This is a genomic window from Mycobacterium sp. PSTR-4-N, assembly GCF_022348085.1.
Classification (GTDB): Bacteria; Actinomycetota; Actinomycetes; order Mycobacteriales; family Mycobacteriaceae; genus Mycobacterium.
The window spans coordinates 50,584-75,824 of record NZ_JAKRFN010000012.1 but is presented as its reverse complement, the minus strand read 5'-3'; the positions used below and the strand labels follow the sequence as shown (position 1 = coordinate 75,824).

Below are 25,241 nucleotides of genomic sequence, written 5' to 3'. Positions count from 1 at the left end.
GTACACAGCCGGCGCCGACACGATGGAGACATGCCGCCGCCGACGCCGACGCCGCCTCCACCGTTGCCACAGCTCCCGGCACCTGACTTCCACGAATTCCGCCGCGGCATCTCGCTGCTCGGCGGCTGGTTCCCACTGACCGTCGAGATCGTCGCCGTCGTCGTGCTGATCGCGGTCATCGGCTGGCGGACCCGACGGTGGCGAGTGGTCTGGGTGCCGACATCGGCGGCCGTCGGCATTCTCGTCGCGCTGGCAGCGCGCACCTATATGAACTCCGAGGGGCTGGCCTCGGACCCGGCACCCGTCACGCTGTGGGTGTGGACGGCGGTGTTCGGCGCGGCAGTCGCGATCGCGGTACTGGGCTGGCGCGACGCCAGTTGGTGGCGGCGTGGGCTGTCGGTGCTCGCCGTACCGCTGACCTTGGTGGCCGCGGCGATCTCGCTGAACCAGTGGGTCGGCTACTACCCGTCGCTGCAATCAGCCTGGGGTGCCGTCACCGCGGGCCCGCTCCCCCACGAGGTCGACGTCTCGGCGCTACCCTCGCTGCGTGACACCACCCCGGATACCGGCAAGGTGGTGAAGGTCGACATTCCCGACACCGCAAGCGGTTTCGCACATCGCAGCGAGTACATCTACCTGCCGCCGGCCTGGTTCGCCGGCGCCGTGCCACCGCGACTGCCGGTGGTGATGATGATCGCCGGCGAGTTCAACACCCCGGCGGACTGGATGCGTAGCGGCAACATCATGCCGATCATCGACCAGTACTCGAGCCAGCACCACGGCCAGACCCCGATTTTCGTGTTCGTCGACGTCGGCGGCAGCTTCAACAACGACACCGAATGCGTCAACGGGCCGCGCGGCAACGCCGCCGATCACCTGACCGAAGATGTTCGGCCCTATCTCGTCGCGAACTACGGTGCGTCCGACGCAGCGATCAACTGGGCGGTCGTCGGCTGGTCGATGGGCGGCACGTGTGCGGTGGACCTGACGGTGATGCACCCCGATCTGTTCGCGACGTTCGAGGACATCGCGGGCGACCACGGTCCGACCGCGGGCACCAGGCAGCAGACGATCGACCGGCTCTACGGCGGTGACGCCGCGCAGTGGGACGCCTTTAATCCGCGCACGGTGATGACCGAGCACGGCCCGTACACCGATGTCGCGGGCTGGTTCGAGGACACGGTCACCCCGGCCAACGCCGATCAAGTGATGAAGAACGCCGGCCTGCACCGCCCGCAGTCGAGCTCCCCGTCAGGGTTCGGCGGCCATGACGGGGAGCGCGACACCGACGAGTTGGGCGCTGCCGAAGATCTGTGCGCGGCCGGTCAGGCGGTGGGAATCTCGTGCTCGATCCACAAGATCATCAGCTTCCACACGTGGCAGTTCGCCGAACATGCCTTCTCCGACGCACTGCCCTGGCTGGCGCAGCGCGTGCAGACACCCGGCACCACGGCCTCGTGAGAACTCGTGGCGCGGCTGCTGCCGTCAGCTCGCGGACAGCTGCCGCCAGGTGCGCACCAAGTGGCCGAACTCCTTGACCTGGACCAGGACGTGGTCGCGCGCCGCGTTCTCGGCGGCCCCCGCGTCACCCTGCGAGATGGCGTCGGCGATCACCCGATGCTCGGCCATCGAGCGTCGCATGCGGTCGGGCACGCGAAGTTGTAGGCGCCGATACGGCTGAAGCACGCGCTTGAGCGCGTGGGCCTGCTGACGCAGGTAGTCGTTGCCACACGAGTCGTAGACGACGCCGTGAAACCGGGCATTGGCGTAGTAGTACGCGTCGGCATCGCCTTCGGTCGCGTGGAGTTCGCACTCCTGCAGAGCGGACTCCAGTTCCGCCAACGCCTCGCGCTCGATGCGGCCGGCCGAAAGTCGGGCGGCCATGCCTTCGAGCTCGGCCATGACCTCGAAGCGCTCGGCGACTTCCGAAATACTCAGCTCGGTGACGAACGTGCCCTGCTTGGGCTTGATCTGCACCAGGCCGGAGCGCTCCAGCGCCTGCAGAGCCTCGCGGATCGGCGTGCGGGAACAGCCGAACTCCTTCTCCAGCTGTGCCGGGTCCAACCGCTGACCGGGCCGGTAGTGGCCGTCGACGACAGCGTTCTCCAGCGCGTCGCGCACCCGCTGCGATTCCGGGACTCGCACCATGCCGCACCTCCTGGGGCTCAGATTAACGAACGACGGGGGTGGTGCAGCTCACTTTTATACGATACGGTCGACGTTATATATATCACGTCGACGGATGAATATCGGCTCCGTCACATCGCAGGCAGCGAGCGACGGGGATCAGAGAAGGAGCAGACATGGAACGCGTTGACAGCCGGTCACTGACCGAGCTGCTCGCCGCGTGCGCAACCCTGATGAGCGACGTCGGGGAGGCCTCCCTGCGGGCGATCGCCCACGACGCGCTCGGCGCGTACGCCGACCTCGACGACGACGCCAAGCTCCACTTCTTCAGTCACATCACCACCGCCTACGACGTCGACGCCGACCGCGTCCGCGCCGCGTTCCAGCAGTGGGATGACGTCCGCGAGTCCGGTTCACACGCAGGCGAGGAACTGATCGGGTTGTTCACCGCCGTCGAACCGGCGCGCCAGCAGCTGCTCCGCAGGATGAACCACGCTCCTGGCGCCACTCTGGCACTGGTGGAGATGCGCGCCGATCTCCGTCGTCTGATGCGCACGCACCCCGGTCTGCGGCCCCTCGACCACGACTTCCACCACCTCCTGACGTCCTGGTTCAATCGGGGATTCCTCCACATGTCGGAGGTGACATGGAACTCGCCGCCGCGGCTGCGCGAGCACCTCCTGCGCTACGAGAGCGTCCATCCGATGACAGGAGATGCCGAGCTCCGTCGACGCCTGCAACCCGACGATCGCCGCGTCTACGCGTTCTTCCACCCCGCTACCGGCGACGTGCCGCTGATCTTCGTCGAAGTCGCTCTGGTACAGGGCATCCCAGACCGGATCACCCCGCTCCTGGAGGCAGATTCGCCGCTCGATCCATCCAGCGCGGACACCGCAGTGCTGTATTCGATCAACAACGCACTCGACGGGCTCGCCGGCGTGTCGTTCGGCAGTTTCCTGATCAAGCAGGTCATCGAACAGGTCAGCGCCGAACTCCCCCATCTGCGGCAGTTCGCCACGATCTCACCGATTCCCGGTTTCCGCACCTGGCTCGACGCGAGGATCGGCTCCAATCCCGAATTGCGGTCGCTCGCCGACGAATTGGATATGCTGGACCCGGCTGATCTCACCCCTGCCCGGGTGGCACGGTGTCGCGACCGACTCCTGTCGGCGCTTCTCACCTATCTGACCGTGGAGCGGCGTGACGACGGACGCCCGGTCGACGCGGTCGCCCGTTTCCACCTCGGTAACGGGGCTGCCGCGTGGCGGCTGAACTGGCCGGCCAACCCCAGTGCCGCCGCATGGCAGCAGTCCTACGGGGCGATGGTCAACTACCTCTACGAACCCAGCCAACTCGAGCGTCGCCACGAGGAGTTCGTGCGCCGGCGCAGCGTCGCTGTCACCGGGCCACTGCATGCCCTGGCCGACGCCCGATCCCGAACCCACGAGAGAGGAACACCACCGATGGCGCATCCCCCCACCATCTACCGCATGTTCACCGATCATGTTGCGCGACAGCCTGACAAGGCTCTGTTCGAAGTGCCCGACGGGCGCACCGTGAGTTACCGCGACACCGCCGACACCGTGCACCGCATCGCCGCCCGACTCGTGGCCGACGGTGTCACGCCGGGCGACCGTGTCGCCATGCAGGTGGCCAAGTCACCGGAGGCCGTAGCGCTGTATCTGGCGACCCTGCAGATCGGTGGCGTGTTCCTGCCGCTCAACACCGCCTACACCGCCGCCGAGATGCGGTACTTCCTGGGTGACGCGCAGCCCCGTGTGCTGGTCTGCGCGCCCGAGCGGCAGGCGGACTACGCCGATCTCGCCGCCGAACTCGGCGACCTCGCCGACGGTCTCGTCGTCGAAACCCTCGGCGAGTCCGGTGACGGCACCCTGCTGCGCGACGACCAGCGGCACGAGGAGATCTTCGACGCCGATGCGACAGATCTCGCGGCCATCCTCTACACCTCCGGCACCACCGGACGTTCCAAGGGTGCGATGCTCACCCACGGCAACCTCGCATCGAATTGCCAAGCGCTCGTGCAGGCGTGGCGGTACACCGCCGACGATCGACTCATCCACGCCCTGCCGATCTTCCACATCCACGGCCTGTTCGTCGCCGTCAACATGACGCTGGCGGCCGGCGCGTCGATGTACTACCTGTCGAAGTTCGACACCGACGCCATCGTCGACCTGCTGCCGCGCGCCACCGTGCTGATGGGCGTGCCCACCTTCTACACCCGGTTGCTCAAGAGCCCGCGGTTGACCGCCGAGCAGTGCTCGCAGATGCGCTTGTTCGTCTCGGGTTCTGCGCCGCTGCTGGCCAGCGACCACGAGGCGTTCGCCGCACGGACCGGCCACGCGATCCTCGAGCGCTACGGCATGACCGAGACGGGCATGAACACCACGAACCCCTACGACGGCGGCCCGCGCAAACCAGGCACCGTCGGAAAACCGCTCCCGGGCACCGAGATGCGTGTCGTCGACCGCGACACAGCGGAGGTGCTGCCCGACGGTGACGTCGGCATCGTCGAGGTGCGCGGTCCCAACGTCTTCGCCGGTTACTGGCAGATGCCGGACAAGACGGCGGCCGAGTTCCGATCGGACGGGTTCTTCATCACCGGCGACCTGGGCCGTATCGACGAGGACGGCTACCTCTGCATCGTCGGACGCGACAAGGACCTGGTGATCTCCGGGGGATACAACATCTATCCCAAGGAGATCGAGGAGCTGCTCGACGGCCACCCGAAGGTGCTCGAGTCCGCGGTGATCGGCGTACCGCACCCGGAGTTCGGCGAAACAGTGGTGGCGGTCGTCGTGCCGGCGCCGGATCAGCAGCCACAGGAGCGCGAGTTGCTCGACCACGTCGCTGCTGATCTCGCGCGGTTCAAGCAGCCCCGCGCGGTGCGGGTGGTCGACGCACTGCCCCGCAACGTCATGGGGAAGGTCCAAAAGGCCGAGCTCCGAACGCGTTACGCCGATCTGTTCGCCGACGTCGACGCGTGACGACCCTTCAACACAGGAGTAGATGATGGTTCTCTATGGAGTGGCCGCGCTGGCTCTCTGCATGCTCGCCGGCACGATCGTCGGCGAATTGCTGGGCGTGGTCCTAGGTGTGGACGCTAATGTCGGCGGTGTCGGCTTCGCCATGATCATGCTGATCTTCGCCACCGACTGGTTGCGCCGAAAAGGCAAGTTTCCAAAGGCAAGTGAGCAAGGCGTGCTGTTCTGGAGTGCGATGTACATCCCCATCGTGATAGCGATGGCCTCCATCCAGAATGTCGCCAAGGCGGTCACCGGCGGTCCCATGGCGATCCTTGCCGGGTTGGGGGCTTTGACCGCCGGCGCCGCGCTTGTCCCGGTGCTCTCCCGTGTCGGCGAACCAGCCGAACCGCTGCCGCCGTTGACCGAAGAAGAGAAGCAGGAGGCCTGAGATGGAGCTGATCAGTTCGGTACTGCAGAAGAACGATCTGCTGGTGGCGTTCGTGCTCATCGGCGCCCTGGTGTTGCTGTCGGGCTGGCTGTCGACGACGTTGACCCGCGGCAGACTGCACGGATCGGCCATCGCGATCATCCTCGGATTGGCGTTGGCCTACTGGGGCGGCGTGACGACCGGCGGTGACCACGGATTGGCCGATTTCGCGGTCTTCTCCGGCCTGGGCCTCATGGGCGGAGCGATGCTGCGCGACCTGGCCATCGTGTCCACCGCCTACGGAGTCGATCTGAAAGAGATCAAGCGGTCGGGCGCAGCCGGCGCCCTGTCCATCGTGTTGGGCGTGGTGGTGTCGTTCATCGTCGGCGCCTGCGTCGCTGCGGCATTCGGGTACCGCGATGCCGAATCGTTGGCCACCATCGGCGCCGGTGCCGCCACCTACATCGTCGGTCCGGTGACCGGGACCGCCGTGGGCGCCAGCTCCGAGGTGATCGCGCTGTCGGTGGCGGCCGGACTGGTGAAGTCCGTTGTCGTGATGGTCGGTACCCCGATGATCGCACGACTGATCGGGCTGAACAATCCGAAGTCCGCTATGGCCTACGGCGGTCTGATGGGAACCACGTCCGGTGTGGCCGGCGGCCTCGCCGCCACGGACAAGCGCCTCGTGCCCTACGGCGCCATGACCGCGACCTTCTACACCGGGCTGGGTTGCCTGCTGGGTCCGTCGGTGTTCTATGTGGCGTTGAGGGCCCTCGTCGGAGCGTGAGCCCTGCCCGCGCGCCGCAGCCGCGTTCGCCGTGAATCAGCGCGGCTAGACTGAGCGCCATGGCTGGCAGGATGTCCGAGCGGCGTACCGCGGACTTGGTATCCAATTTCCTTGCTGCGCAGCGGTATACCCGTGACGAGGTGTTCTCCGAGGCAGATCCGGTGCCGTCCCGGCCGGGTGCGCACGGGTGGTGGTTCCGGGAGATCCCGGGCGGCATCGACGTCTCCGACTGCGAGCAGCGCGACGGCTGGACCCTGCTGTACGTCGGAGTGAGTCCCGGCCCGCCGCGGGCGGACGGTAAGCCGCAGACCCCGCAGGATCTGCGCAAACGCATCCGCTACCACTTCGGCGCGGGCAACGCCGGGGCGGACGGCTCGACGCTGCGCAAGTCGCTGGGCGTCCTCCTCGGTGGCGAGCTGGGCTTCGCGTTGCGCAGGGTCGGGTCGGGGAAGCGGCAGACCTTCGCCGGTGGTGAAGCGGTTCTGACCCGGTGGATGGCGGAGAACGCGGCGGTGTCCTGGGTGCTGCACCCGGAGCCGTGGCATGTGGAAGCCAAGCTTCTCACCGCGCTGATGCTCCCGTTGAACCTGCAGGGCAACCAGCGCAACACCTTCGCGCCGGAGTTGAAGCGCCTTCGGCGCGACGCGGCGATCAAGGCCGGCAAGATGCGAGTGCTCGCCGAGTGGTCCTGAGCGGCACTGCCGCACCTGCACGGCATCGATCCCGCGATCATTCGCGGCTGTTGAGGGTTTCCTTCATTTTCGCGATCGCGAAGCCCCAGCCCTGCTCGACGGTCGGCTTGGGCGGTATCGAGATCTCGGCCGGGTTGGTCCGGAAGTCCAACAGGAATGGACCGTCGTGAGCCAGCGCCTCGCCGACGGCGTCCGCGATGTCGTCGGGGCGGGTGACGCAACGGGCGCGCAACCCCATGGCGGTGGCGACCGCGGCGATGTCGGGATTGTCGAGTTCGGTGCCGTGTTCGGGCAGTCCGCTCTGCTCCTGCTCGAGCTTGACCATTCCCAGACGTCCGTTGTTGAACACGACGAACGTCGCGGGCAACCGGTAGGTCACGGCCGTACGAAGATCGCCCAGCAGCATCATCAGCCCGCCATCGCCACAGAACGCGATGACTTGACGGTCGCGGTCGAGCGCTGCAGCCCCCAGCGCCTGCGGCATCGCATTGGCCATCGAGCCGAGGTTGTAGGAGCCGAGCAGCCGCCGCTCGCCGCGCATCTCGACGAAGCGCGACAACCACACCGTCGACATGCCGGTGTCCGAGGTGAAGACGGCGTCGTCGGAGGCGGCGTCGTCGATCGCAGCCGCCACCGCCTCCGGCCGGATCAACTCGTCGGGGTTGTCCAGGTGTTTGCGTAGTCGGCCCAGCAGTTTGCGGTCGTGATCGGGTTCAGCCAGCCGGCGCTGCGCGGCGTGCCACACCTGGAATTCTTTACGATGGCGGTCGAGGAACTTGGTGTCGGCCCGCCGCTGAAGCAACGGAAGTAGTTGCTCCAGCGTGTCTTTGGCATCGCCGACCAGCGGAGCCGCGACCGGCAGGCGACGGCCGATGTGTTCGGGTCTGCTGTCGAGCTGGACCACCTTCTTGTCCTGCGGCAGCCAGTCCCGGTAAGGGAAGTCGGTACCCACCAGCAGCAGGGCATCGGCCTGGTGCAAGGCCAGGTGCGCCGCCGGGTTTCCGATCAGCCCCGACTGACCGACCTGGTAGGGGTTGTCGCCTTCGAGTCCCTCCTTGCCCTTCAACGTCAGAACCATCGGCGCCGCCAGTGTTTTCGCCACCGAGAGCACCTGCTCGCGCGCCTCCCGGGCGCCGCAGCCGACGAGCATCGTCACGGTGTCGGCGTCGTTGAGCAGTGCCGCGGCCGCCTCGACATCGGCGGGCGCGGCCACCTGCCGCGAGCGCTGCGACGCGAATGACCGCTGATGGTCGGCAACCTCTTGATCGCCGATGTCACCGGGAATCGTCAGGACCGCGACGCCGCGCCGGGCCAGCGCCGAGTTGACTGCCTGCTCGAGCAGATACGGCAGCTGGGTGGGCGCGGTGACGGTGGCGTGGTACACGGCCACGTCGGCGAAGACCGCGTCGTTGTCGACCTCCTGAAAGAAGTTGCTCCACATGTCCGACGTGGGGACCTGACCGCAGATCGCCAGCACCGGGGCGTGCGACTTCTTCGCGTCGTACAGACCGTTGAGCAGGTGCAGCGAGCCCGGACCGACGGTGCCCATGCACACCCCGAGTGAACCGGTGAGCTGGGCCTGCGCCCCCGCGGCGAAGGCCGCCGCTTCCTCGTGGCGCACACCGATCCATTCCACCGTGTCCTGGCGGCGGATGGCGTCGGTGATGGGGTTCAGCGCGTCCCCGACCACCCCCCACACCTGACGGACGCCGAGATCGGTGAGTGCGGAGACGAGCGTCGAAGCGACGGTGGCCATGTCGCTCCTTTCTGTGTCGGGGTCATCTGTGTTGGAGACGAGCAGGGGTGAACGAGTCGGCATCGGCGGCCGCCCAGTCCGAGCGCCACGTCGGCACCGCGTCGTCGAGTAGCGCTTTCGCCGGTAACCACTCGAAAATCTCTGCGTACGAGCGCTGCTCGGTGGCCGACAAGCGCTTACGCAGCAGGTGCGGCGACAGGTCGGCGGGGTCGGACACACCCATGGACGCCATCAATCGCATCGCCTCGGCGACCGTCGCCTGTTGGTAACGGTGGACACGTTCACTCTTGTCGACGACGTCCAGAGCGCGCGCCCGCCGCGGATCCTGGGTGGCGACGCCCACCGGGCAATGGTTGGTGTGGCAGCGTTGAGATTGGATGCAGCCGGTCGCCATCATCATCGACCGCGCTGCATTGGTGTAGTCGGCGCCCTGGATGAGCCGTTTCACGATGTCCGTACCGGTAGCCACCTTGCCGCTGGCCCCGATTCGGATGCGGTTGCGCAGCCCGGTGCCGACCAAGGCGTTGTGCACGGTCATCAATCCGTCGGTCAACGGAAGACCGACATGATCCTCGTACTCCAGCGGCGCCGCGGCGGTACCGCCCTCGGCACCGTCGACGATGATGAAGTCCGGGGTGATCCCCTCACTGAGCATCGCCTTGCAGATCGCGAGGACATCCACCCGGGAGCCGACGCACAGTTTGAACCCGACGGGCTTGCCGTCGGCGAGCTCACGCAGACGGGCGACGAACCCGATCAGCTGACGCGGCGTGTGGAACTCCGAATGCGCAGCCGGGCTGACACACTTCTGGCCGGCGGGAACACCGCGGTAGCGGGCGATCTCATCGCTGACCTTGGACGCGGGCAGCACACCGCCGACACCCGGTTTGGCGCCCTGACTGAGTTTGATGGAGATGCACTTGACGGCGTCGTTGGCTGCCTTGTCCTCGAACTGGTCGGGATCGAAGGCTCCGTCCTCGGTACGCGTGCCGAAGTAGCCAGAGCCTATCTCCCACACCACATCTGCACCGCCGAGGTGATACGGCGTCAACCCACCCTCGCCGGTGTCGTGGGCGAAACCGCCTCGCTTGGCGCCGTTGTTGAGAGCCTTCAACGCGTTGCCCGACAACGCCCCGAAACTCATCGACGAAATGTTCATCAGCGCCATGTCGTAGGGACGGCGACAGTCCGGCCCGCCGATGCGCACCCGGGGCGGATCGGACGGCTGCTCGATCGGCGCGGTCGAGTGCACGAGGTACTCGTAACCGGGTTCGTCGATGTCCCGTTCGGTGCCGAACGACAGTTCGGCCGCAGTGCCTTTCGCGCGCTCGTAGATCAGCGATCGCACGTCTCGGTCGAAGGGCCGCCCATCGAAATTGCGCTCGATGAAGTACTGCTGCAGTTCGGGCCGTAGAGCCTCGAGCAGATAGCGCATGTGACCGAGGATCGGATAGTTCCTCAAGACCGCGTGCCGCCGCTGCACCAGGTCGTAGCAGCCGACCGCAGCCAACATCGCCACCAACGCCGCCGCGATGAACCACCCCCAGTGCCAGACGAACCCACCCGCGGCCAGCACGACGGCCAGGACTGCCAGTCCCGCCACCACCCCGACTCGGATCATCGCCGACCGCCTCGCTTTCCGGGCCCGGTGACCCGTCGTGCTTTCGTCTCGGCTTCATACCCCGGCGTGGCGTTTTTCAGCCGTATGGTTCGTCGACTCACAGCAAGCACCCAGCATTCAGAAATGCGTGTGCGGACGGTCGAGGGCACGCCCGTCGACAGTGATGTCGACCTTCTCGTTGTAGAACGCGACCATGTTGGCGATCGGCGCGACCGCAGGTAGCGGGGACTGATAGGTCCAGGCGAGATCGGTGTGCGTCGTCTCTCCGATGCGCGCCGACCAATACCCGGACGTGACACCCTTGTAGGGGCAGAGCGTCTCGGTGTCCGAGGGCTCGAGGTGATCGAACGACACGTCGGTCCGGTCGATGTAATACCGTGTCGGCAGGCCTGTTTCGAAGACGAGAACCGCGCTACGCGTGTCGGCCAGCCGGACGCCGTCGACGTCGACGGTGATGTGGCGGTGCGAGCGGAGGGCATCCACCCGCACGTACGGATTACGTGGGTGGCCGTAGATCGGCTCGTCCTCTTCGAACCACGTCACGGCCGTCCACTCGAAGCGCACCAGACCGGCGACCATCCCGTCGCCGGCGTCGAACACTCGCGCCGCTGCCGGATGTGTCGTCGACGGACCGACAACGGTGAACATGCGGGAGGTGCCGAACTGCACTTTCTGAGGATGATCGTCGTCACGCAGGAAGTCGGAGCGGACATCGCTGAGCGGGATGTAGTACTGCGGGTAGTACGGCACCTCCCAGACGTACCTGGCGGCAACAGTGTCGAAAAGCTGCTGGCCGTCCAAGAATCCGCGGACTCGGCGCGGTACCGGCTCGACGCGTCCGCGCGCGGCCGCCATCTGCGGGTAGTCGGGCAGGGCAACGTGTGAGCGATCGGTCACGTGAGAGCTCCTCGCGGTTCAGCGATGCCGGATCAGCCGGTCACGCAGGCTGGTGATCCGCCAAGGATGATCCTCGTGCGGCCACATCCGCTCGATTTCGGCGTTGAACTCGGCGCCGAGCAAGATGACGATGCCGGTCACCCAGAGCCACAGAACGACAGCCAGGGGAACGGCCAGCTGGCTGAAGATGGCGTCATCGGCGACGCTGAAGGTCAGGTAGGCCCGCAGTCCCGCTGACGCCAGCACCCAGAGGGCGACCGCGAGCACGGCACCGGGCAGATCTCGGCGCCACGGCGTCTTCCATGGGACCCCGATGTGATAGAGCGTGGCCAGCCCGACGAGGACGACCAGTATCACGCTGGGCCAGAACATCAGGTCCAGAGCACGCAGCGTGGTGTCGGCGATCGCGTCGGGTGCCAGCCAGCGCACCAACCGCGGTCCGATGACCATGGGTGGTAGAACCGCCACCGCGCCGGCGAGCGCCGCGATCGTCAGACCCAGGGCCAGCAAGCGCCGTCGCCACCCGGGCCTCGGCTCGACGCCGTAGACGATCGTGATCGTCTCCAGGTAGCGGTTGACTGCTCGCGATCCGGTCCACAGGCTGAGCGCCAAGCTCAGCGAGACCACGCCGCCGCGAGTCTCGGCGAGCACGGTCTGCACCGCGTTCTCGTAGGCGGCGTACGTCGGATCGGACAGGAACGACTCGGGGATACCGAGCACGAGCTCGCTGAGTTCGGCGGTGCCCTGGGGGCCCAGAGCTGCTGCGACGAAGCCCAGGGAGCCGATGACGGCCAGCAGCAGGGCGGGCAGCGAGATCAGGGTGAACAATGCCGCCTCGGCTGCCAGGCCGGGCAATCGATCGTGTACTGCGGCGCGCCCGGTCCGCCAGATCAGTCGGCTCGCCTGTTGCAGCGGACCCGGGAGGCGGTCGAAACGTGCGGTCCCCCGGCTCAGCACGACGTCGCGGACAGCGCGCGCCTGGCGGGACAGCCGTGCACGCAGGTCTCGTACCTCGCGCTCGGGATCCATCACCTCGAGCCTAGGAGACCGCGCGGCGAGCGAGGAAGTCGGCGCCGGTCCCGCCGAACCGGACGCCTCAGCCCAATTGATCCAGCACAAGCGCCAAGATGAGACCCCCGGCGGCGGCCACACCCGTGGTGTACGAATCCTGCTTGAACGCCTTCGGGAACACCTCCGTGGCCAGCGATGCCACCACGGCACCACCGGCGAAGCACCTGATCAGCGCCAGCGCCGCCGCCGGCACCCCCGCCAGCAGCAGGTTGCCGCCCAGTGCGGCGACCGAGAGAAGTCCGGCCGTGGCGCTCCACAACGCGAACACCTTGCCGTTGGACGCCCCGCCACTCGACATCTGCTTCGCCCCGCCGGCGGCCTCGGGCAGATTAGACAGGAAGATGGAGCCCGACAGGGCGGCGACCTGGAGCGGCCCCGCCCCGATGAGAGCCACTCCGAGCGCCATGTTCTCCGGCACACCGTCCAGCGTGATGGCGGCCAGCAGCCCACCGCCGCTGTCGGAATCCCACCTCGTGTTGACCCACCGATCGAGTACCGCGAAGACGATCGCGCCGAGCAGAACCACCAGCGAGACCGCCCATATCGGGGCCTGCTCGGTCGCGGGACGGACGAGCTCCAGGACGACCGAGATGATGAGGGCGCCGCCCGCCAGCGCGACGATGAAGCCCTCGGCCTTCTCGGGTAGGGATCCGTAGATGCCCCATGCCGCACCCAGCATGAGTGCTGCGGAGACCACCAGAATGACGACGACGGTCAGCAACGGTCCCCCCCCGGTTCGTCGATGTCGGCGGGCCATCCGCGGCGATGAATGTTACCTGGACATCACCGCAATCGTTGCGTAACCGCAGTCATCGTGGGCGATGCGGGTGATCAGCTGAGCACGCGGTGTGTTGCGGCGCGCCGTCGGACGCGGCACATCGATCGGGGTGCGACGAATTGGTCGGGGCCTCAGTCCGCGGCGGTCGTGCTGCCCAGCAGATCCCGGACGCGATTGGCGACGCGAATGAACTCCGGACGCTCCATCGTCTCGGCGTAGTCCCGATCCACTGGCAGGTCGACGTCGAGCGTCTCGACGATCCGGCCGGGACGAGGGCTCATCACCACGACGCGGTTGGCCAGGTAGACGGCCTCGGCGACAGAGTGGGTCACCAGGACGACTGTCGTCTGTGTTTCCCGCCAGATGCGATGCAGTTCGACGTTCATCTTTTCCCGAGTCAGCGCGTCGAGCGCACCGAACGGCTCGTCCATCAGCAGCACGTCGGGTTCGTGCAGCAGCGCCCGGCACAACGAAACCCGTTGCTGCATACCGCCCGAGAGCTCGTAGGGCATCGCGTTGGCGAAGCCCGAGAGTCCCGTCATGTCCAACAGGTGATCGCACCGGCGCGCAGCGTCCTGCCGGGACATGCCGCGCATCTCGGCCTGAAGAAGGATGTTCTTGCGCACACTGCGCCATTCGAGCAGTGCGGCGCGCTGGAAGACGTAGCCGATCTCGCGCTGGGGCCCACGCACGGATCTGCCGCGCAGACGTACCGCGCCGCTGGTGGATCCGGTCAGTCCGGCGATCACCTTGAGCAGCGTCGACTTCCCGCACCCCGAGGGGCCTGCGATGGTGACGAACTCGCCGTCGGCGACACGCAGATCGATGTCCTGCAGCGCGGTGGTGGTCCCCCGCTTGGAGGAGAACGTCACCGTGAGTCCTTCCACGGTGATGCCGGCGGGGGTCACGCCGGTCGACGGATCGATGGTGGCGGCGGTCATCTCCGGTCCCCTCACTCGTTGCCGCGCGGGCTGATGGAGGCGTCCCAGTACTCGCTGGGATCCTTGGCCGTCTCCAGCAGACCCGCCTGGTTCAGCGTGGCGATGGTGGACTTCCAGTCTGCTTCGGTGTTGACGCCTGGCGCCTGGTCCGCGGTCGCCGGGGTGCTCAACAACGGAATGGTCTGACGCCACTGCTCGAGCAGCACCTCGCGCGGCGGCATCTGCGGGTCTTTGCCTGCCATGGCGTCCACGGCGCCCTCGGGGTCGGCGATCGCCGCCGCGAAGGCCTCGCTGGTGGCTTCGACCATCTGCTGCGCGAGTTCTGTCCTGTCGGAGAGGGTTTCGGTGTTGGCGATGAGGCCGTTGCTGTAGAAGTTCAGGCCCGCATCGCTGTACCGGAGGTAGCGCATCTCGCGACCGCTCTTGTTCGCGATCGTCGGGCCCTGGTCGTGGGCGAAGCCGATCAATCCGTCGACTCGGCCGGACATGAGGGCGGACATCTTGCCCGCGGCGTCGAGACTCTGCTGCTTGACCTGGTCCTCGGGCACACCGACCTTCTCGAGGTAGATCGGGAAGGTCGTCGTCGGCGCGTCACCGGCGGATACCGCGATGGTCTTGCCGACGAGATCCTGGGGGGTCTCGATCCCCGAGTCCGCGAACACCTGCACCGCCGACGGCGTCGTCTGCAGGAAGACGCCCATGCTCTTGGCCTTGACGCCCTTGTCGATGTTGCTGAGTACCGCAGGGGTGTCCGCCCAGCCGAAATCGACCTGCTGGGAACCGACGGCCTGCACGGTCTTGGTCGAACCCTGCCCGGCGTCGATCGTGAGGTTGATTCCATGTTCGGCGAAGATGCCCTTCTCGACGCCGTAGTAGAACGGCGCGTGCTCACCGTAGGGGTACCAGTTGAGCATCAGTGTCGCCGGTGAAGTCGATCCGTCGGCGGCGGTTGAGGTCTCGGAGCCACTGCCGCCGCAGGCGGTCAGCGTCAGCAGGGTGGCGGTGGCCGCGGCGGCGATGCCGACGGCCCGTCGGTGCAACGACATGGTCTCTCCTGGGTTCCGGGTCAGGCTTGGGTGGTGGATGAATTGACGCGGCGCGACGAGTGCCACGGGATGAGCAGCTTCTCGGCGATCTCGATGATGGCGAAGAGTGCGATGCCCAGCACGGACATGATCACGAGTGCGGCGAACAGCATTGCGGTGTCGACGTTTCCGTTGGCCTGCAGGATGACGTAGCCGAGTCCCTCGTTGGAGCCGACGAACTCACCGACGACAGCACCGGTGACGGCGAGTGTGGCGGCGACTTTCAGTCCCGACATCAACTGGGGCAGCGATGCGGGGAGGCGGATCTTGGCGAAGGTCTTGAGCTTGCTCGCACCCATGGTCGACGTCAGTTCGAGAATCTCCGGATCGACCGACCTCAGGCCGGCCAGTCCCGAGATGACGATCGGGAAGAACGCCATCAGGACGGCGACCAGGATCTTGGGCGACGTGCCGAAACCCAGCCACACGATGAACAGCGGCGCGATCGCGATCTTCGGGATCACCTGGGCGAACAGGATCAACGGATAGACGGTTTTCTCGATGTTCGACGAGTAGACCATCACGACCGCGACGAAGACACCGACCACAGTGGCGATAGCGAAGCCGACCACCGTCTCCCAGGTGGTGACCCAGGTGTTCTGGGCGAGGTACGCGGCGTTGTCCACGGCGGTCTGCCACGTATCGGCGGGTGAGGGCAGGATGTAGGGAGCGACGAGGTCGGCCTCGGTGACGGCCCACCACGCCACGAGAAGCGCGAGCAGCAGAGCGGACGGGCGCCAGATGCTCGACAGCGTGGCCATCGGCGACAACGATGTCCGCGGGGATCGCCGCGGGCGCCTTTCCTGTGCGGCGGGGCGCGTGGCCCGGCGCGATTCCGCGGGTGCGGTTACGGCCATGGATGAATCCTTGATTCGAAGGTCCGGGCGGGCGAGCACCCGATGGGAATGCGCTTTCCGAAGCACTTCCGACCCTAACGTGATGCAGCGCACACTGTCAACGACGCTGCGCAACGACCCGGCGTCAGTGGAGGTCAGAGTTGCGTGCTGGTGCGGAGCACGACCTCGCCGGGGACTCGTTCCCGACGGTCGCCGGCGCCCGGATCGGTGCACAGCGCGAGTTCGACTGCGCGTGCCCCGATCCGTTCCAGCGGAAGGGCCACCGTCGAAAGACTCGGCCAATGGTCACGCAGCGTGGGGATGTCGTCGAAGCCGGCGATACAGACGTCGCGCGGGACTTCCAGGCCCATCTCCCGCCATGCGGCGATCGCACCGATGGCCATCACGTCGGTGACGGCGAAGACGCACACCGGCGGGGCGCCGGTCGCGGGGCCGAGCTGCAGCGCGGCGGCCAGCCGCCGGGCAGCCGAGTGCCCCCCGTCGCGGGTGAAATCGCCCGAGACCTCGACCAGCGGAGTGATGCCTCGCCTCCCCAGGGCGTCGACGAAACCGTTGCGGCGGTCCACCGCGGTGCGAATGCTGCCCGGCCCGCCGATCACGGCGAACTGCGTGTGTCCCAACTCGACCAGCTGATCAGCGAGTTCTGCTGAGGCAAAAGCATTTTCGGGTTCGACAGCACCGCCGAAGGCCAACGGCTGACCGATGACGACGATGCGACCGCCGTTGTCCCGGTAGCGGCCGAACTCGGTTTCGATGTCGCGGTCGAGGTGTCCGCTCTGGCGGGAACCAGCCAGCACGATCGCGTCGGCGCGGTGCGAAATGAAGGTGCTGACCGCGTCGCGTTCGATGTCGTAATCGCGGTCGGTACTGGCGAGCAGCACCTGCTTTCCGGCCGCGCGCGAGGCGTTCTGCACGCCGCGCGCTATCGACGAGAAGTACGGGTCGGCGATGTCGTGCACCACCAGGCCGAGCAGTCCGGTCGACGCTCTCGCCAGCGCCTGGGCCTGCGCGTTCGGCACGTAGCCCAGCTCCCTGGCCGCCGCCCGGACGCGATCGGCGACGCCCTCGCCGGGCACGCGAGCGGACCCGTTGAGCACCCGGGACGCCGTCGCCTGGGACACGCCCGCACGGGTCGCCACGTCCTGCAGGGTGACCGCCATCCGCTTGCCTTTCTCAATCGCCACGTCACGGGCAAGTTCCGGCGCACGGGTTGACCGACGCGCGGCTGTGAGCTTACCGTGGAATGCGCATTCCGAAGTGCAATCCACCGCCCTTTCGCGCAGCGTCGTCGACGCCGCGCCCCACGATGGAGCACGTTCACCATGACCACTGCCCGCAAGACTCTGCGCATCGCTATGAACGGCGTCACCGGCCGCATGGGCTACCGCCAACACCTGGTGCGCTCGATCCTGCCGTTGCGCGACTCGGGCTTGGCGCTCGAGGACGGCTCACGCGTCGCCGTCGAGCCGATCCTGGTCGGCCGTAACGCCGACCGTCTCGCCGATCTCGCCGCCCGGCACGGTGTCGAGCACTGGACCACCGACACCGCCGCGGTCATCGCCGATCCCACCGTAGACGTCTACTTCGACGCCCAGGTGACGTCCCGCAGGGTCGAGGCACTGACCGCCGCGATCAAGGCGGGCAAGCACGTCTACACCGAAAAGCCAACGGCCGAAACGTTGGTCGAGGCCATCGAGCTCGCCCGGATGGCCGAGAACGCCGGCATCGTGGCCGGCGTCGTCCACGACAAGCTCTACCTGCCCGGCCTGGTCAAATTGCGCCGACTCGTCGACGAGGGCTTCTTCGGCCGCATCCTCTCGATGCGCGGCGAGTTCGGCTACTGGGTGTTCGAGGGTGACGGTCAGGCGGCGCAGCGGCCGAGCTGGAACTACCGCGCCGAGGACGGCGGCGGGATCACCGTCGACATGTTCTGCCACTGGAACTACGTCATGGAAAGTCTGCTGGGCAAGGTCGAGGCGGTCACCGCGAAGACCGTCACCCACATCCCGACACGCTGGGACGAGGCAGGCAAGGAGTACGCCGCCACCGCTGACGACGCCGCATACGGCATCTTCGAGATCGCCGGCGGCGTCATCGCGCAGATCAACTCGTCGTGGGCGGTGCGTGTGCACCGCGACGAACTCGTCGAGTTCCAGATTGACGGCACCCACGGTTCGGCCGTTGCGGGACTGCGGAATTGCGTCGCGCAGCAGCGCGCGCACACGCCGAAACCCGTGTGGAATCCCGATCTGCCCGTCACCGAGAGGTTTCGCGACCAGTGGCTCGACGTGCCGGCCAACGCCGACCTCGACAACGGCTTCAAGCTGCAGTGGGAGGAGTATCTGCGCGACGTGCTCGCCGCGCGGTTGCATCGCTTCGGACTGCTCTCGGCCGCACGCGGTGTCCAGCTCGCCCAACTCGGCCTCGAGAGTTCCGCACGCGGTGTGCGCCTCGAGGTTCCGGAGATCGTGCTGTGACCCTCACCGCGGACACCACCGCCCGCATCGCTCTCCCCCTCGACGGCGCCGTGCGGTCCTACCAGCTGTCCTCGCCGGGTGCGTGGCGACGGCCCGATCGGCCGATCGCATCGCGGATCGCTTACGCCGCAGCACATGTCGTGCCAAGGGTGACCGCCGACAACACCCCCGGCGCGCCCGCCGATCTCGACTGGGACGCGACGCTGGCCTACCGGCATGAGCTGTGGTCCTACGGCCTCGGTGTCGCCGACGCGATGGACACGGCGCAACGCGGCATGGGCATGAGCTGGGCCGCCACCGCCGAACTGATCCGCCGGAGCGCGGTCGAGGCAGCTTCGGTCGGAGGCCGGCTAGCCTGTGGCGCGGGCACCGATCAACTCGAGCTCCCCGACATCCGCTCGGGGACGGCGGGTCTGGCCACGGTGACCGACGCCTACCGCGAGCAGATCGCCACCATCGGCGAAGCGGGTGCGCAGGTGGTCGTGATGGCGTCACGCGCGCTCGCGGCCGTGGCCACCTCAGCCGACGATTATCTCTCGGTGTACCGGACGCTGCTGTCGGAAGTGGAGCGCCCGGTGATCCTGCACTGGCTGGGCGAGATGTTCGACCCGGCGCTGCGCGGATACTGGGGAAGCGCCGACATCGATTCGGCCACTGCCACATTCGTGCGCCTCATCGAGGAGAACGCGGACAAGGTCGACGGCGTCAAGGTGTCCCTGCTGGACGCCGGGCGCGAGGTCGCGCTGCGTCGGGCACTGCCGGCGGGAGTCCGGCTGTACACGGGCGACGACTTCAACTATCCCGAGTTGATCATGGGCGACGAGCACGGACACTCCGACGCCCTGCTCGGCATCTTCGCAGCGATCTATCCCGCCGCGTCGACGGCCCTGCAGGAGATCGACGCCGGTCATCCCGTGCTCGCCCGCGAGATCCTCGATTCGACACAGGAACTCGGCAGGCACATCTTCGAGGCCCCCACCTACTACTACAAGACGGGCATCGCCTTCCTCGCCTGGCTCAACGGCCATCAGCCCGGTTTCGCGCTCGTCGGCGGACTGGCCTCCGGACGGTCGGTGACGCACCTGACGAAGATCTTCGTCCTCGCCGACAGGGCCGGCCTGCTCGCAGATCCCGACCGCGCGGCCCACCGGATGCGCGTGTTCCTCGAACTTAACGGAATTACCCAATGACCGGCACGGACTTCGCCCGGCTCTCGTTGAACACCAAGACCACGAACTCGTGGAGCCTGCGCGAAGCGGTCGAGGGAGCGGCAGCCGCCGGGCTGCCCGCTGTCGGGTTGTGGCGCGACCGGGTCGCCGAGGCCGGTGTCGCCGAATCGGCCAAGACACTGGCCGACAACGGGATTCGTGCATCGAGTCTGTGTCGCGGCGGTTTCATCACCGGGTTCGACGACGGCGCACTCGATGACAACCGGCGCGCCATCGAGGAGGCCGCCGCGCTCGGGGCCCCCGAACTCGTCATGGTGGTCGGCGGCGTCCCGGACCGGGACCTTCCCGGGGCGCGCGCACGGGTCGCCGACCGAATCGGCGCGCTGGCTCCTCACGCCGCCGCGTGCGGGGTCCGGCTGGCTCTGGAACCCCTTCACCCCATGTACTGCGCCGATCGCGCGGTGATCTCCACGTTGGCCCAGGCCCTCGCTCTCGCAGCACCGCACCCGGCGGATGTCGTGGGCGTCGTGGTGGACACCTTCCACGTGTGGTGGGACCCGGAGTTGACTCAGCAGATCGCTGAAGCCGGAAGACAGGGGCGCATCAGCAGTTACCAGGTCTGCGACTGGCTGGTGCCCATGGCTGCCGACCCGCTGATGTCGCGCGGCATGATGGGCGACGGGGTCATCGATTTCGCGTCGGTGACCGCGATGGTGTCTGCTGCTGGTTACCGCGGTGACGTAGAAGTCGAGATCTTCAACGCCGACGTGTGGTCCGCCGATCCGCGCGGGGTCGTGCAGACGATGAAGCAGCGGTATCGCGAGTTGGTGCTGCCCGCTCTGTCAGAGTGAAGGTCCTTGTCGCGCCGGACTCCTTCAAGGGCTCGGGGGCATCGGCGTCCGACGCCGCCTGCGCCGTTGCGGCGGCGACCGCTCACTGCGAACGCTGACGGCCTGAGGCTGGCGTCCTGCGGCAATCGAGATAGCCGCACCGATTAATCATTCATCTAGACGCCAGGTTTTTGCTTTGCTGATGTCGGGCACTCCCACGGGAGGCAACGAGCAGAGCGGGTGGCGCGGTGACCGACGAGTCGGCGGTGAGCGAGGAGACCGAGAGCTGCGACCTGTGCATCGTCGGAGCGGGCCTTGCCGGGATGAACGCGCTTGCGGTGGCGTCCGAATATCTCGGCCGGGGGCAGCGCGTCATCCTCGTCGACCGCCGCCCGCGTGTCGGCGGCATGTGGGTCGATACCTACCCGTACGTCCGTCTGCACCAACCACACCCGTGGTTCACCGCCGGCGACATCCGGTGGACCCAAGGATACGACCGCGGACACCTCGCGACGCGATCCGAAGTGCTCGACCACTTCACCCACTGCCTCGACGTCGTCCGCCGTCGCGTCACCGTCGACACGATGTTCGGCTGGGCATCAGACGACGTCACCGAGTCCGACGGCATCGTCACGCTGCGCGTGAGCGCAGCCGATGGCCGCACCCGCGCTATCACCACCCCACGGCTCATCAACGCGGCCGGCTTCGCCGTGACCCCGAACGGCCCGCTGCCCGTCCGGTCCCACCAGGTGCGCTCGGTGTCGCCGAACTTCTGCGACGTCGATGAGATCGCCTCCGACGGTGCACCGGTCTGGGTGATCGGCGGCGGCAAGACGGGAATGGACACCGCCCACGCGCTCATCGCCGCCGACCCACATCGAGAGGTGTCGATGGTCGCCGGATCGGGGACCTACTTCCTCAGCCGCGACGAGACGTTCCCGAGGGGACGCCGGCGGTGGTGGACGGGAACCCCGGCGAGCGTCTCGGGAGCGCAGATGCTCAGCCGTTTCGACGGCACCAACGAAGACGAGGCCAACCGCTGGTTCCGTGACACCTACGGCGTCTGGCCCACCGAGCGCGCCGACACCTACGTGTTGGGCATCATGTCTGCTGACGAGAGCCGGGCCATCGCCGCCGGTCTGCGCGAGGTCGTGATGGACCGCTTCACCGACGTGATCGACGGGGCCGACGGTCCGGTGATGACGTTCGCAAGCGGGCGGAGCCGCATGGTCGAGCCCGGTAGCTGGATCATCAACTGCACGGGGTACGTCCTGCGCGATGCTGGGCCCTACCAGCCGTACCTGTCGTCCGGCGGATCGGTGCTCTCGATTCAACCCCGTTCGGCGACAATGCATCTGACGTCGTTCATGGCGTACTTCATGACGCACATGCTCTACCGCGACCAGTTGGCCGACGCGCCGTTGTACGAGATGGACGCCATCGACCTGCGCGCAAAGTCGAAAGTCGTCCTACCGTTCGGGATTCTGTGCCTGTCGCAGCACAACCTCAGCGTCATGTTCGAGCGTCTGCCGAAGTCGGTGTTCCTGGGGTGCGGATCCAATGTCGACTCGTGGTACCCCCTGACCCGTCAGGTGCGGGGGTCCCTGACCTTCCTGCTCCGGCACCGGCGCGACCGCGCCAGCGCCCGCCGAACCTTGGATACGTTGCGGGAACGCTTCGATCTGCGCTGCGGACCGCTGCCCGCCTCACCGGGACGATGAGCGCAGAGTGCCGCGCCTCAACAGCCGGTCGCCTTCGGGTGTGCCGCGGCGGTATCGAGGAGCTGCAGGAAACCGGGCAGCTCCCAGGCCGCCCGGCCGATGAACAGCCCGGTCACCGAATCGATGCTCAGCAGGTCTTCGGCGTTGTCGAGATTCACCGAGCCGCCGTAGAGCAGCCCCCTGACTCGGCCGCCGTAGACCTCGTTCAGGTCGGCGAACGGCTGGCGTAGCTCATCCACGGTGGCGGGGCGACCGCCGTCGCCGATTGCCCAAATGGGTTCGTAGGCAATGAGAACGGCGCGCATCTGGTCGGCGGTCAGACCGTCGAGTGCACCGGCGGCCTGACCCAGGATGTACTGGGAGGTTTCGCCGGCGTGTTTGATCTGCGCGCTCTCCCCGATGCACAGCAGCGGGACGAGGCCGTGGGCGAGCGCCGCCGCCACCTTGAGCCGCGTCGTTTCGACGGTTTCGCCGAAGTGCTCGCGGCGCTCGGAATGGCCGATCTCGACGAGTTGCGCGCCAGCGTCCTTGGCCTGCACGACGGAGACCTCCCCCGTCCACGCTCCCCGATCCTCCCAGTGCGCGTTCTGCGCGCCGAGCAACACCGCGGAGTCGGGCCCCAGCTCCTCACGCGTGGCTGCCAGTGCGGTGAAGGACGGAATGATGAACGGCTGCACCCCACGAAGACGGGTCTGTGCGACATGGTCGGCCAGACCCCGCGCGTACCGACGGGCCTCGGCGAGACCCTTGTTCATCTTCCAGCTGGTGCCGACCCACAGCGGGCTCATGTCATCGCCCCGCGTCAGTCGCTCTCGAACGTGCTGATGGCATCGACCTTGGCCGCCGATGACGACTGCGGATCGAACTCCAGATCGAGCCACTCGTGGACGAGGGCCCGCGCCAGCTCCAGACCCACGACCCGCTCCCCCATGCAGAGCACCTGGGCGTTGTTCGACAACACGGAGCGCTGCACGGAGTAGAGATCATGGGCGGTCACCGCGCGAATACCCTTGACCTTGTTCGCCGCGATGGCCACCCCGAGTCCGGTACCGCAGATCAGCAGCGCCCGATCCGCCTCGCCGCGTGCGATCTTCTGAGCGGCCGCGACAGCGACGTTCGGATAGGCGGTGGTGTCGCCGACGTCTGTGACACCGACGTCGGCGACCACCTCGACCCGCGCATCGGATTCGAGATCCTTGCGCAGCGCCTCTTTGTAGTTGAAGCCGGCGTTGTCGCCGCCGACCACGATCCTCAGTGTCATGGTGGACTCCTTCTCAAAGTTGTTGTGTCAGATGCTCGCCCAGCGCGGCCATCAACAGCGAGAACGACAGGGCCCCGGGATCCGGGGTCCCGACGCTCTTGTCGCCGAGCACGCGGGCGCGGCCCAGGTGCGCAGCGATGTCCGCGGTCTTGTCGGCCGCTTCGCGGGCGACGCCGGCCGCGGCGGTGATGGCCGGACCGGCCTGGCCGTCGAACGCCTCGTTCAGCGCCTCCCGGAACGGCACCGCGGCGTCCACCATCGTCTTGTCACCGGGCTTGGCTCCGCCGAGTCGGATCACCGCATCGATGGCCGCACCGATTGCGTCGACGACGTCCTGCTCGGTGACTCCCTCCGTGTCGGAGAAGACACCACCGGCGCTGGTCAGCGCCGCACCCCACAACGCTCCCGAGGTGCCGCCCGCCGAATCGGCCCACGCCTGACCGGCCAGCAACAGCGTGGTCCGGGCGCCGGCACCCTGCTCCGCGGCGGTCCGGGCCGCCTGCGCCGCGCCCCGGGAACCGAATGTCATGCCCTGGCCGTGATCTCCGTCGCCGGCGACCGCATCGAGGCGCCCCAGCTCGGCTTCGTTCTGTTCGCAGACGTTCTGGAACATCTCCAGCACCGCGACGATGCTCGCGGCCCGAGCCCGGGACTGTTCGCTCGCTTCGGGGATCTCCACCTCCGCCGCGTCCCAGATACCGGTGCGGGGGACGCGCTCGACGTCCGGCATCGCCCCGCGGCGGTAGGCCGGAGTGACAACCGGTGCCAGCCAGAGCTTTTCGAGTTCGTCGTCCAGGAACACCACAGTCAGAGAGAGACCGGCCATGTCGAGACTGGTGACGAACTCACCCACATCCGGACGGACGGCGGTGAGGCCACGGTCGCCGAGTCGGTCGGCGATGCGCCCGTAGACGACGAAGAGCTCCTCGTACTTCACCCTGCCGAGCCCGTTGAGGATCACCGCCACTCGGCCGTCGTATCCGTGCTCGCCCCGCCGGGGTTCCTCGGCCAGGAGTTCATCGAGCAGCAGATCGGCGATTTCGGCTGCGGTGCCGAGTTCGCTGTCCCGAACGCCCGGTTCACCGTGAATGCCGAGCCCCACTCCCATCTGGCCCTTCTCGACGTGGAACAGCGGTTCGTCGGCACCGGGCAGGGTGCACCCGTCGAAGGCCAGGCCGAAAGATCGGGTGGCGTCGTTGGCTTTCCAGGCGATCCGCTCGGCCTCATCGAGATCGGCCCCCGCCTCGATCGCTGCCCCTGCGATCTTGAAGACCGGAAGATCGCCCGCGACGCCGCGGCGGTCGCGATGGTTGTCGGCACTGTTGGAAGCGATGTCGTCGCTGACGGCGACGATGCGGACGTCGATTCCTTCGTGCCGCAACTTCTCCGCCGCCAGACCGAAGTGCAGGACGTCTCCGGCGTAGTTGCCGAAGCCGAGGATGACACCACCCCCGTTCTCGGCGTTGCGCACCACCGAGTACACCTCGGAAGCCGAGGGGGACGAGAAGATGTTGCCGCACGGTGCGCCGTGGCCCATTCCGGGCCCGACCCAGCCTGCGAACGCCGGATAGTGCCCGGAACCTCCGCCGATCACGAGCGCCGGTTGGCCGGGCGGGGTCTGGGTGCAACGCGCCACCCCACCGGGCACTTGGACGAGGAGGTCGGGATGGGAGGCGACGAGGCCACGGACCGCCTCATCGGCGAAGTGGTCGGCGGAATTGAGGAGGTACGTCATTGTTCCGTCCTTGGGGCTCCGGTCG

22 protein-coding genes are annotated in these 25,241 nt (G+C 67.4%); 9 read left to right on the top strand and 13 right to left on the bottom strand.

Annotation, left to right across the window (positions count from 1 at the left end):
- Window positions 1-30: 30 nt before the first annotated feature.
- Entirely contained in the window at window positions 31-1,461 is a 1,431-nt protein-coding gene (locus MHN84_RS17070; protein ID WP_241205693.1) for an alpha/beta hydrolase family protein, read from the top strand.
- 24 nt (window positions 1,462-1,485) lie between these two features.
- Here MHN84_RS17070 and MHN84_RS17065 read toward each other — a convergent pair whose 3' ends face one another.
- Window positions 1,486-2,148, bottom strand: a complete 663-nt coding sequence (locus MHN84_RS17065; protein WP_241205692.1) for a GntR family transcriptional regulator — start codon at window positions 2,146-2,148, stop codon at window positions 1,486-1,488.
- 155 nt (window positions 2,149-2,303) lie between these two features.
- Between MHN84_RS17065 and MHN84_RS17060 the strand changes: the two genes are divergently transcribed.
- The 4 genes from MHN84_RS17060 to MHN84_RS17045 are packed head-to-tail and all read left to right on the top strand — an operon-like array spanning window position 2,304 to window position 7,017.
- Complete coding sequence (locus MHN84_RS17060) at window positions 2,304-5,132, top strand: AMP-binding protein (protein WP_241205691.1); 2,829 nt, start codon at window positions 2,304-2,306, stop codon at window positions 5,130-5,132.
- A 25-nt stretch (window positions 5,133-5,157) separates the two neighbouring features.
- Window positions 5,158-5,559, top strand: coding sequence for a malonate transporter subunit MadL (madL, locus tag MHN84_RS17055; RefSeq protein WP_241205690.1), 402 nt, complete (start codon window positions 5,158-5,160; stop codon window positions 5,557-5,559).
- A gap of 1 nt (window position 5,560) precedes the next feature.
- Complete coding sequence (gene madM / locus MHN84_RS17050; protein WP_241205689.1) at window positions 5,561-6,325, top strand: malonate transporter subunit MadM; 765 nt, start codon at window positions 5,561-5,563, stop codon at window positions 6,323-6,325.
- A gap of 59 nt (window positions 6,326-6,384) precedes the next feature.
- Complete coding sequence (locus tag MHN84_RS17045) at window positions 6,385-7,017, top strand: GIY-YIG nuclease family protein (protein WP_241205688.1); 633 nt, start codon at window positions 6,385-6,387, stop codon at window positions 7,015-7,017.
- A 37-nt stretch (window positions 7,018-7,054) separates the two neighbouring features.
- Here the strand turns inward: MHN84_RS17045 and MHN84_RS17040 are convergent, their stop codons facing one another.
- The 9 genes from MHN84_RS17040 to MHN84_RS17000 all read right to left on the bottom strand — a co-directional run bounded on the left by MHN84_RS17040 (window position 7,055) and on the right by MHN84_RS17000 (window position 17,183).
- On the bottom strand, window positions 7,055-8,773 hold the full coding sequence (locus tag MHN84_RS17040; protein ID WP_241205687.1) for a thiamine pyrophosphate-dependent enzyme: 1,719 nt from the start codon (window positions 8,771-8,773) through the stop codon (window positions 7,055-7,057).
- A gap of 22 nt (window positions 8,774-8,795) precedes the next feature.
- A complete protein-coding gene (locus MHN84_RS17035; protein WP_241205686.1) occupies window positions 8,796-10,394 on the bottom strand; it encodes an FMN-binding glutamate synthase family protein in 1,599 nt (532 codons plus the stop codon).
- Window positions 10,395-10,511: 117 nt separating this feature from the next.
- Window positions 10,512-11,249 carry a DUF427 domain-containing protein gene (locus tag MHN84_RS17030; RefSeq protein WP_241205784.1) on the bottom strand — a complete coding sequence of 246 codons (738 nt, stop codon included), beginning with the start codon at window positions 11,247-11,249 and terminating at the stop codon, window positions 10,512-10,514.
- Between the two features lie 60 nt (window positions 11,250-11,309).
- On the bottom strand, window positions 11,310-12,320 hold the full coding sequence (locus tag MHN84_RS17025) for a YihY/virulence factor BrkB family protein (RefSeq protein WP_241205685.1): 1,011 nt from the start codon (window positions 12,318-12,320) through the stop codon (window positions 11,310-11,312).
- Window positions 12,321-12,387: 67 nt separating this feature from the next.
- Entirely contained in the window at window positions 12,388-13,083 is a 696-nt protein-coding gene (locus MHN84_RS17020; RefSeq protein WP_241205684.1) for a zinc transporter, read from the bottom strand.
- 188 nt (window positions 13,084-13,271) lie between these two features.
- Window positions 13,272-14,081 (bottom strand): ABC transporter ATP-binding protein, encoded by an 810-nt coding sequence (locus MHN84_RS17015; protein ID WP_241205683.1) that lies wholly within the window; start codon window positions 14,079-14,081, stop codon window positions 13,272-13,274.
- Between the two features lie 11 nt (window positions 14,082-14,092).
- Window positions 14,093-15,127: an ABC transporter substrate-binding protein gene (locus MHN84_RS17010; RefSeq protein WP_241205682.1), complete on the bottom strand. Its 1,035-nt coding sequence runs from the start codon at window positions 15,125-15,127 to the stop codon at window positions 14,093-14,095.
- 20 nt (window positions 15,128-15,147) lie between these two features.
- A complete protein-coding gene (locus tag MHN84_RS17005; RefSeq protein ID WP_241205681.1) occupies window positions 15,148-15,927 on the bottom strand; it encodes an ABC transporter permease in 780 nt (259 codons plus the stop codon).
- 230 nt (window positions 15,928-16,157) lie between these two features.
- Window positions 16,158-17,183 carry a LacI family DNA-binding transcriptional regulator gene (locus MHN84_RS17000; RefSeq protein ID WP_241205783.1) on the bottom strand — a complete coding sequence of 342 codons (1,026 nt, stop codon included), beginning with the start codon at window positions 17,181-17,183 and terminating at the stop codon, window positions 16,158-16,160.
- Between the two features lie 162 nt (window positions 17,184-17,345).
- Here MHN84_RS17000 and MHN84_RS16995 point away from each other — a divergent pair, with 162 nt between their 5' ends.
- The 4 genes from MHN84_RS16995 (at window position 17,346) to MHN84_RS16980 (ending at window position 22,220) form a co-directional block, all read left to right on the top strand.
- Window positions 17,346-18,500 carry a Gfo/Idh/MocA family protein gene (locus tag MHN84_RS16995; protein WP_241205680.1) on the top strand — a complete coding sequence of 385 codons (1,155 nt, stop codon included), beginning with the start codon at window positions 17,346-17,348 and terminating at the stop codon, window positions 18,498-18,500.
- The gene (locus tag MHN84_RS16990; RefSeq protein ID WP_241205679.1) at window positions 18,497-19,690 is read left to right on the top strand and encodes a dihydrodipicolinate synthase family protein; all 1,194 of its coding nucleotides are present in this window, start codon (window positions 18,497-18,499) and stop codon (window positions 19,688-19,690) included. The genes MHN84_RS16995 and MHN84_RS16990 overlap by 4 nt, the downstream gene beginning before the upstream one ends.
- The gene (locus MHN84_RS16985) at window positions 19,687-20,520 is read left to right on the top strand and encodes a sugar phosphate isomerase/epimerase (RefSeq protein WP_241205678.1); all 834 of its coding nucleotides are present in this window, start codon (window positions 19,687-19,689) and stop codon (window positions 20,518-20,520) included. The genes MHN84_RS16990 and MHN84_RS16985 overlap by 4 nt, the downstream gene beginning before the upstream one ends.
- A 227-nt stretch (window positions 20,521-20,747) precedes the next feature.
- Window positions 20,748-22,220 (top strand): FAD-dependent oxidoreductase, encoded by a 1,473-nt coding sequence (locus tag MHN84_RS16980; protein ID WP_308192956.1) that lies wholly within the window; start codon window positions 20,748-20,750, stop codon window positions 22,218-22,220.
- A 17-nt stretch (window positions 22,221-22,237) separates the two neighbouring features.
- On the opposite strand, the gene MHN84_RS16975 is transcribed toward MHN84_RS16980, so the two are convergent.
- From MHN84_RS16975 to lerK, 3 genes are read right to left on the bottom strand one after another with little or no spacing between them, the layout of a single operon-like run.
- Window positions 22,238-23,008: a triose-phosphate isomerase gene (locus MHN84_RS16975; protein WP_241205677.1), complete on the bottom strand. Its 771-nt coding sequence runs from the start codon at window positions 23,006-23,008 to the stop codon at window positions 22,238-22,240.
- 14 nt (window positions 23,009-23,022) lie between these two features.
- Window positions 23,023-23,481: a ribose-5-phosphate isomerase gene (locus MHN84_RS16970; protein ID WP_241205676.1), complete on the bottom strand. Its 459-nt coding sequence runs from the start codon at window positions 23,479-23,481 to the stop codon at window positions 23,023-23,025.
- Window positions 23,482-23,494: 13 nt separating this feature from the next.
- On the bottom strand, window positions 23,495-25,216 hold the full coding sequence (gene lerK, locus MHN84_RS16965) for an L-erythrulose 1-kinase (protein ID WP_241205675.1): 1,722 nt from the start codon (window positions 25,214-25,216) through the stop codon (window positions 23,495-23,497).
- Window positions 25,217-25,241: the final 25 nt, after the last annotated feature.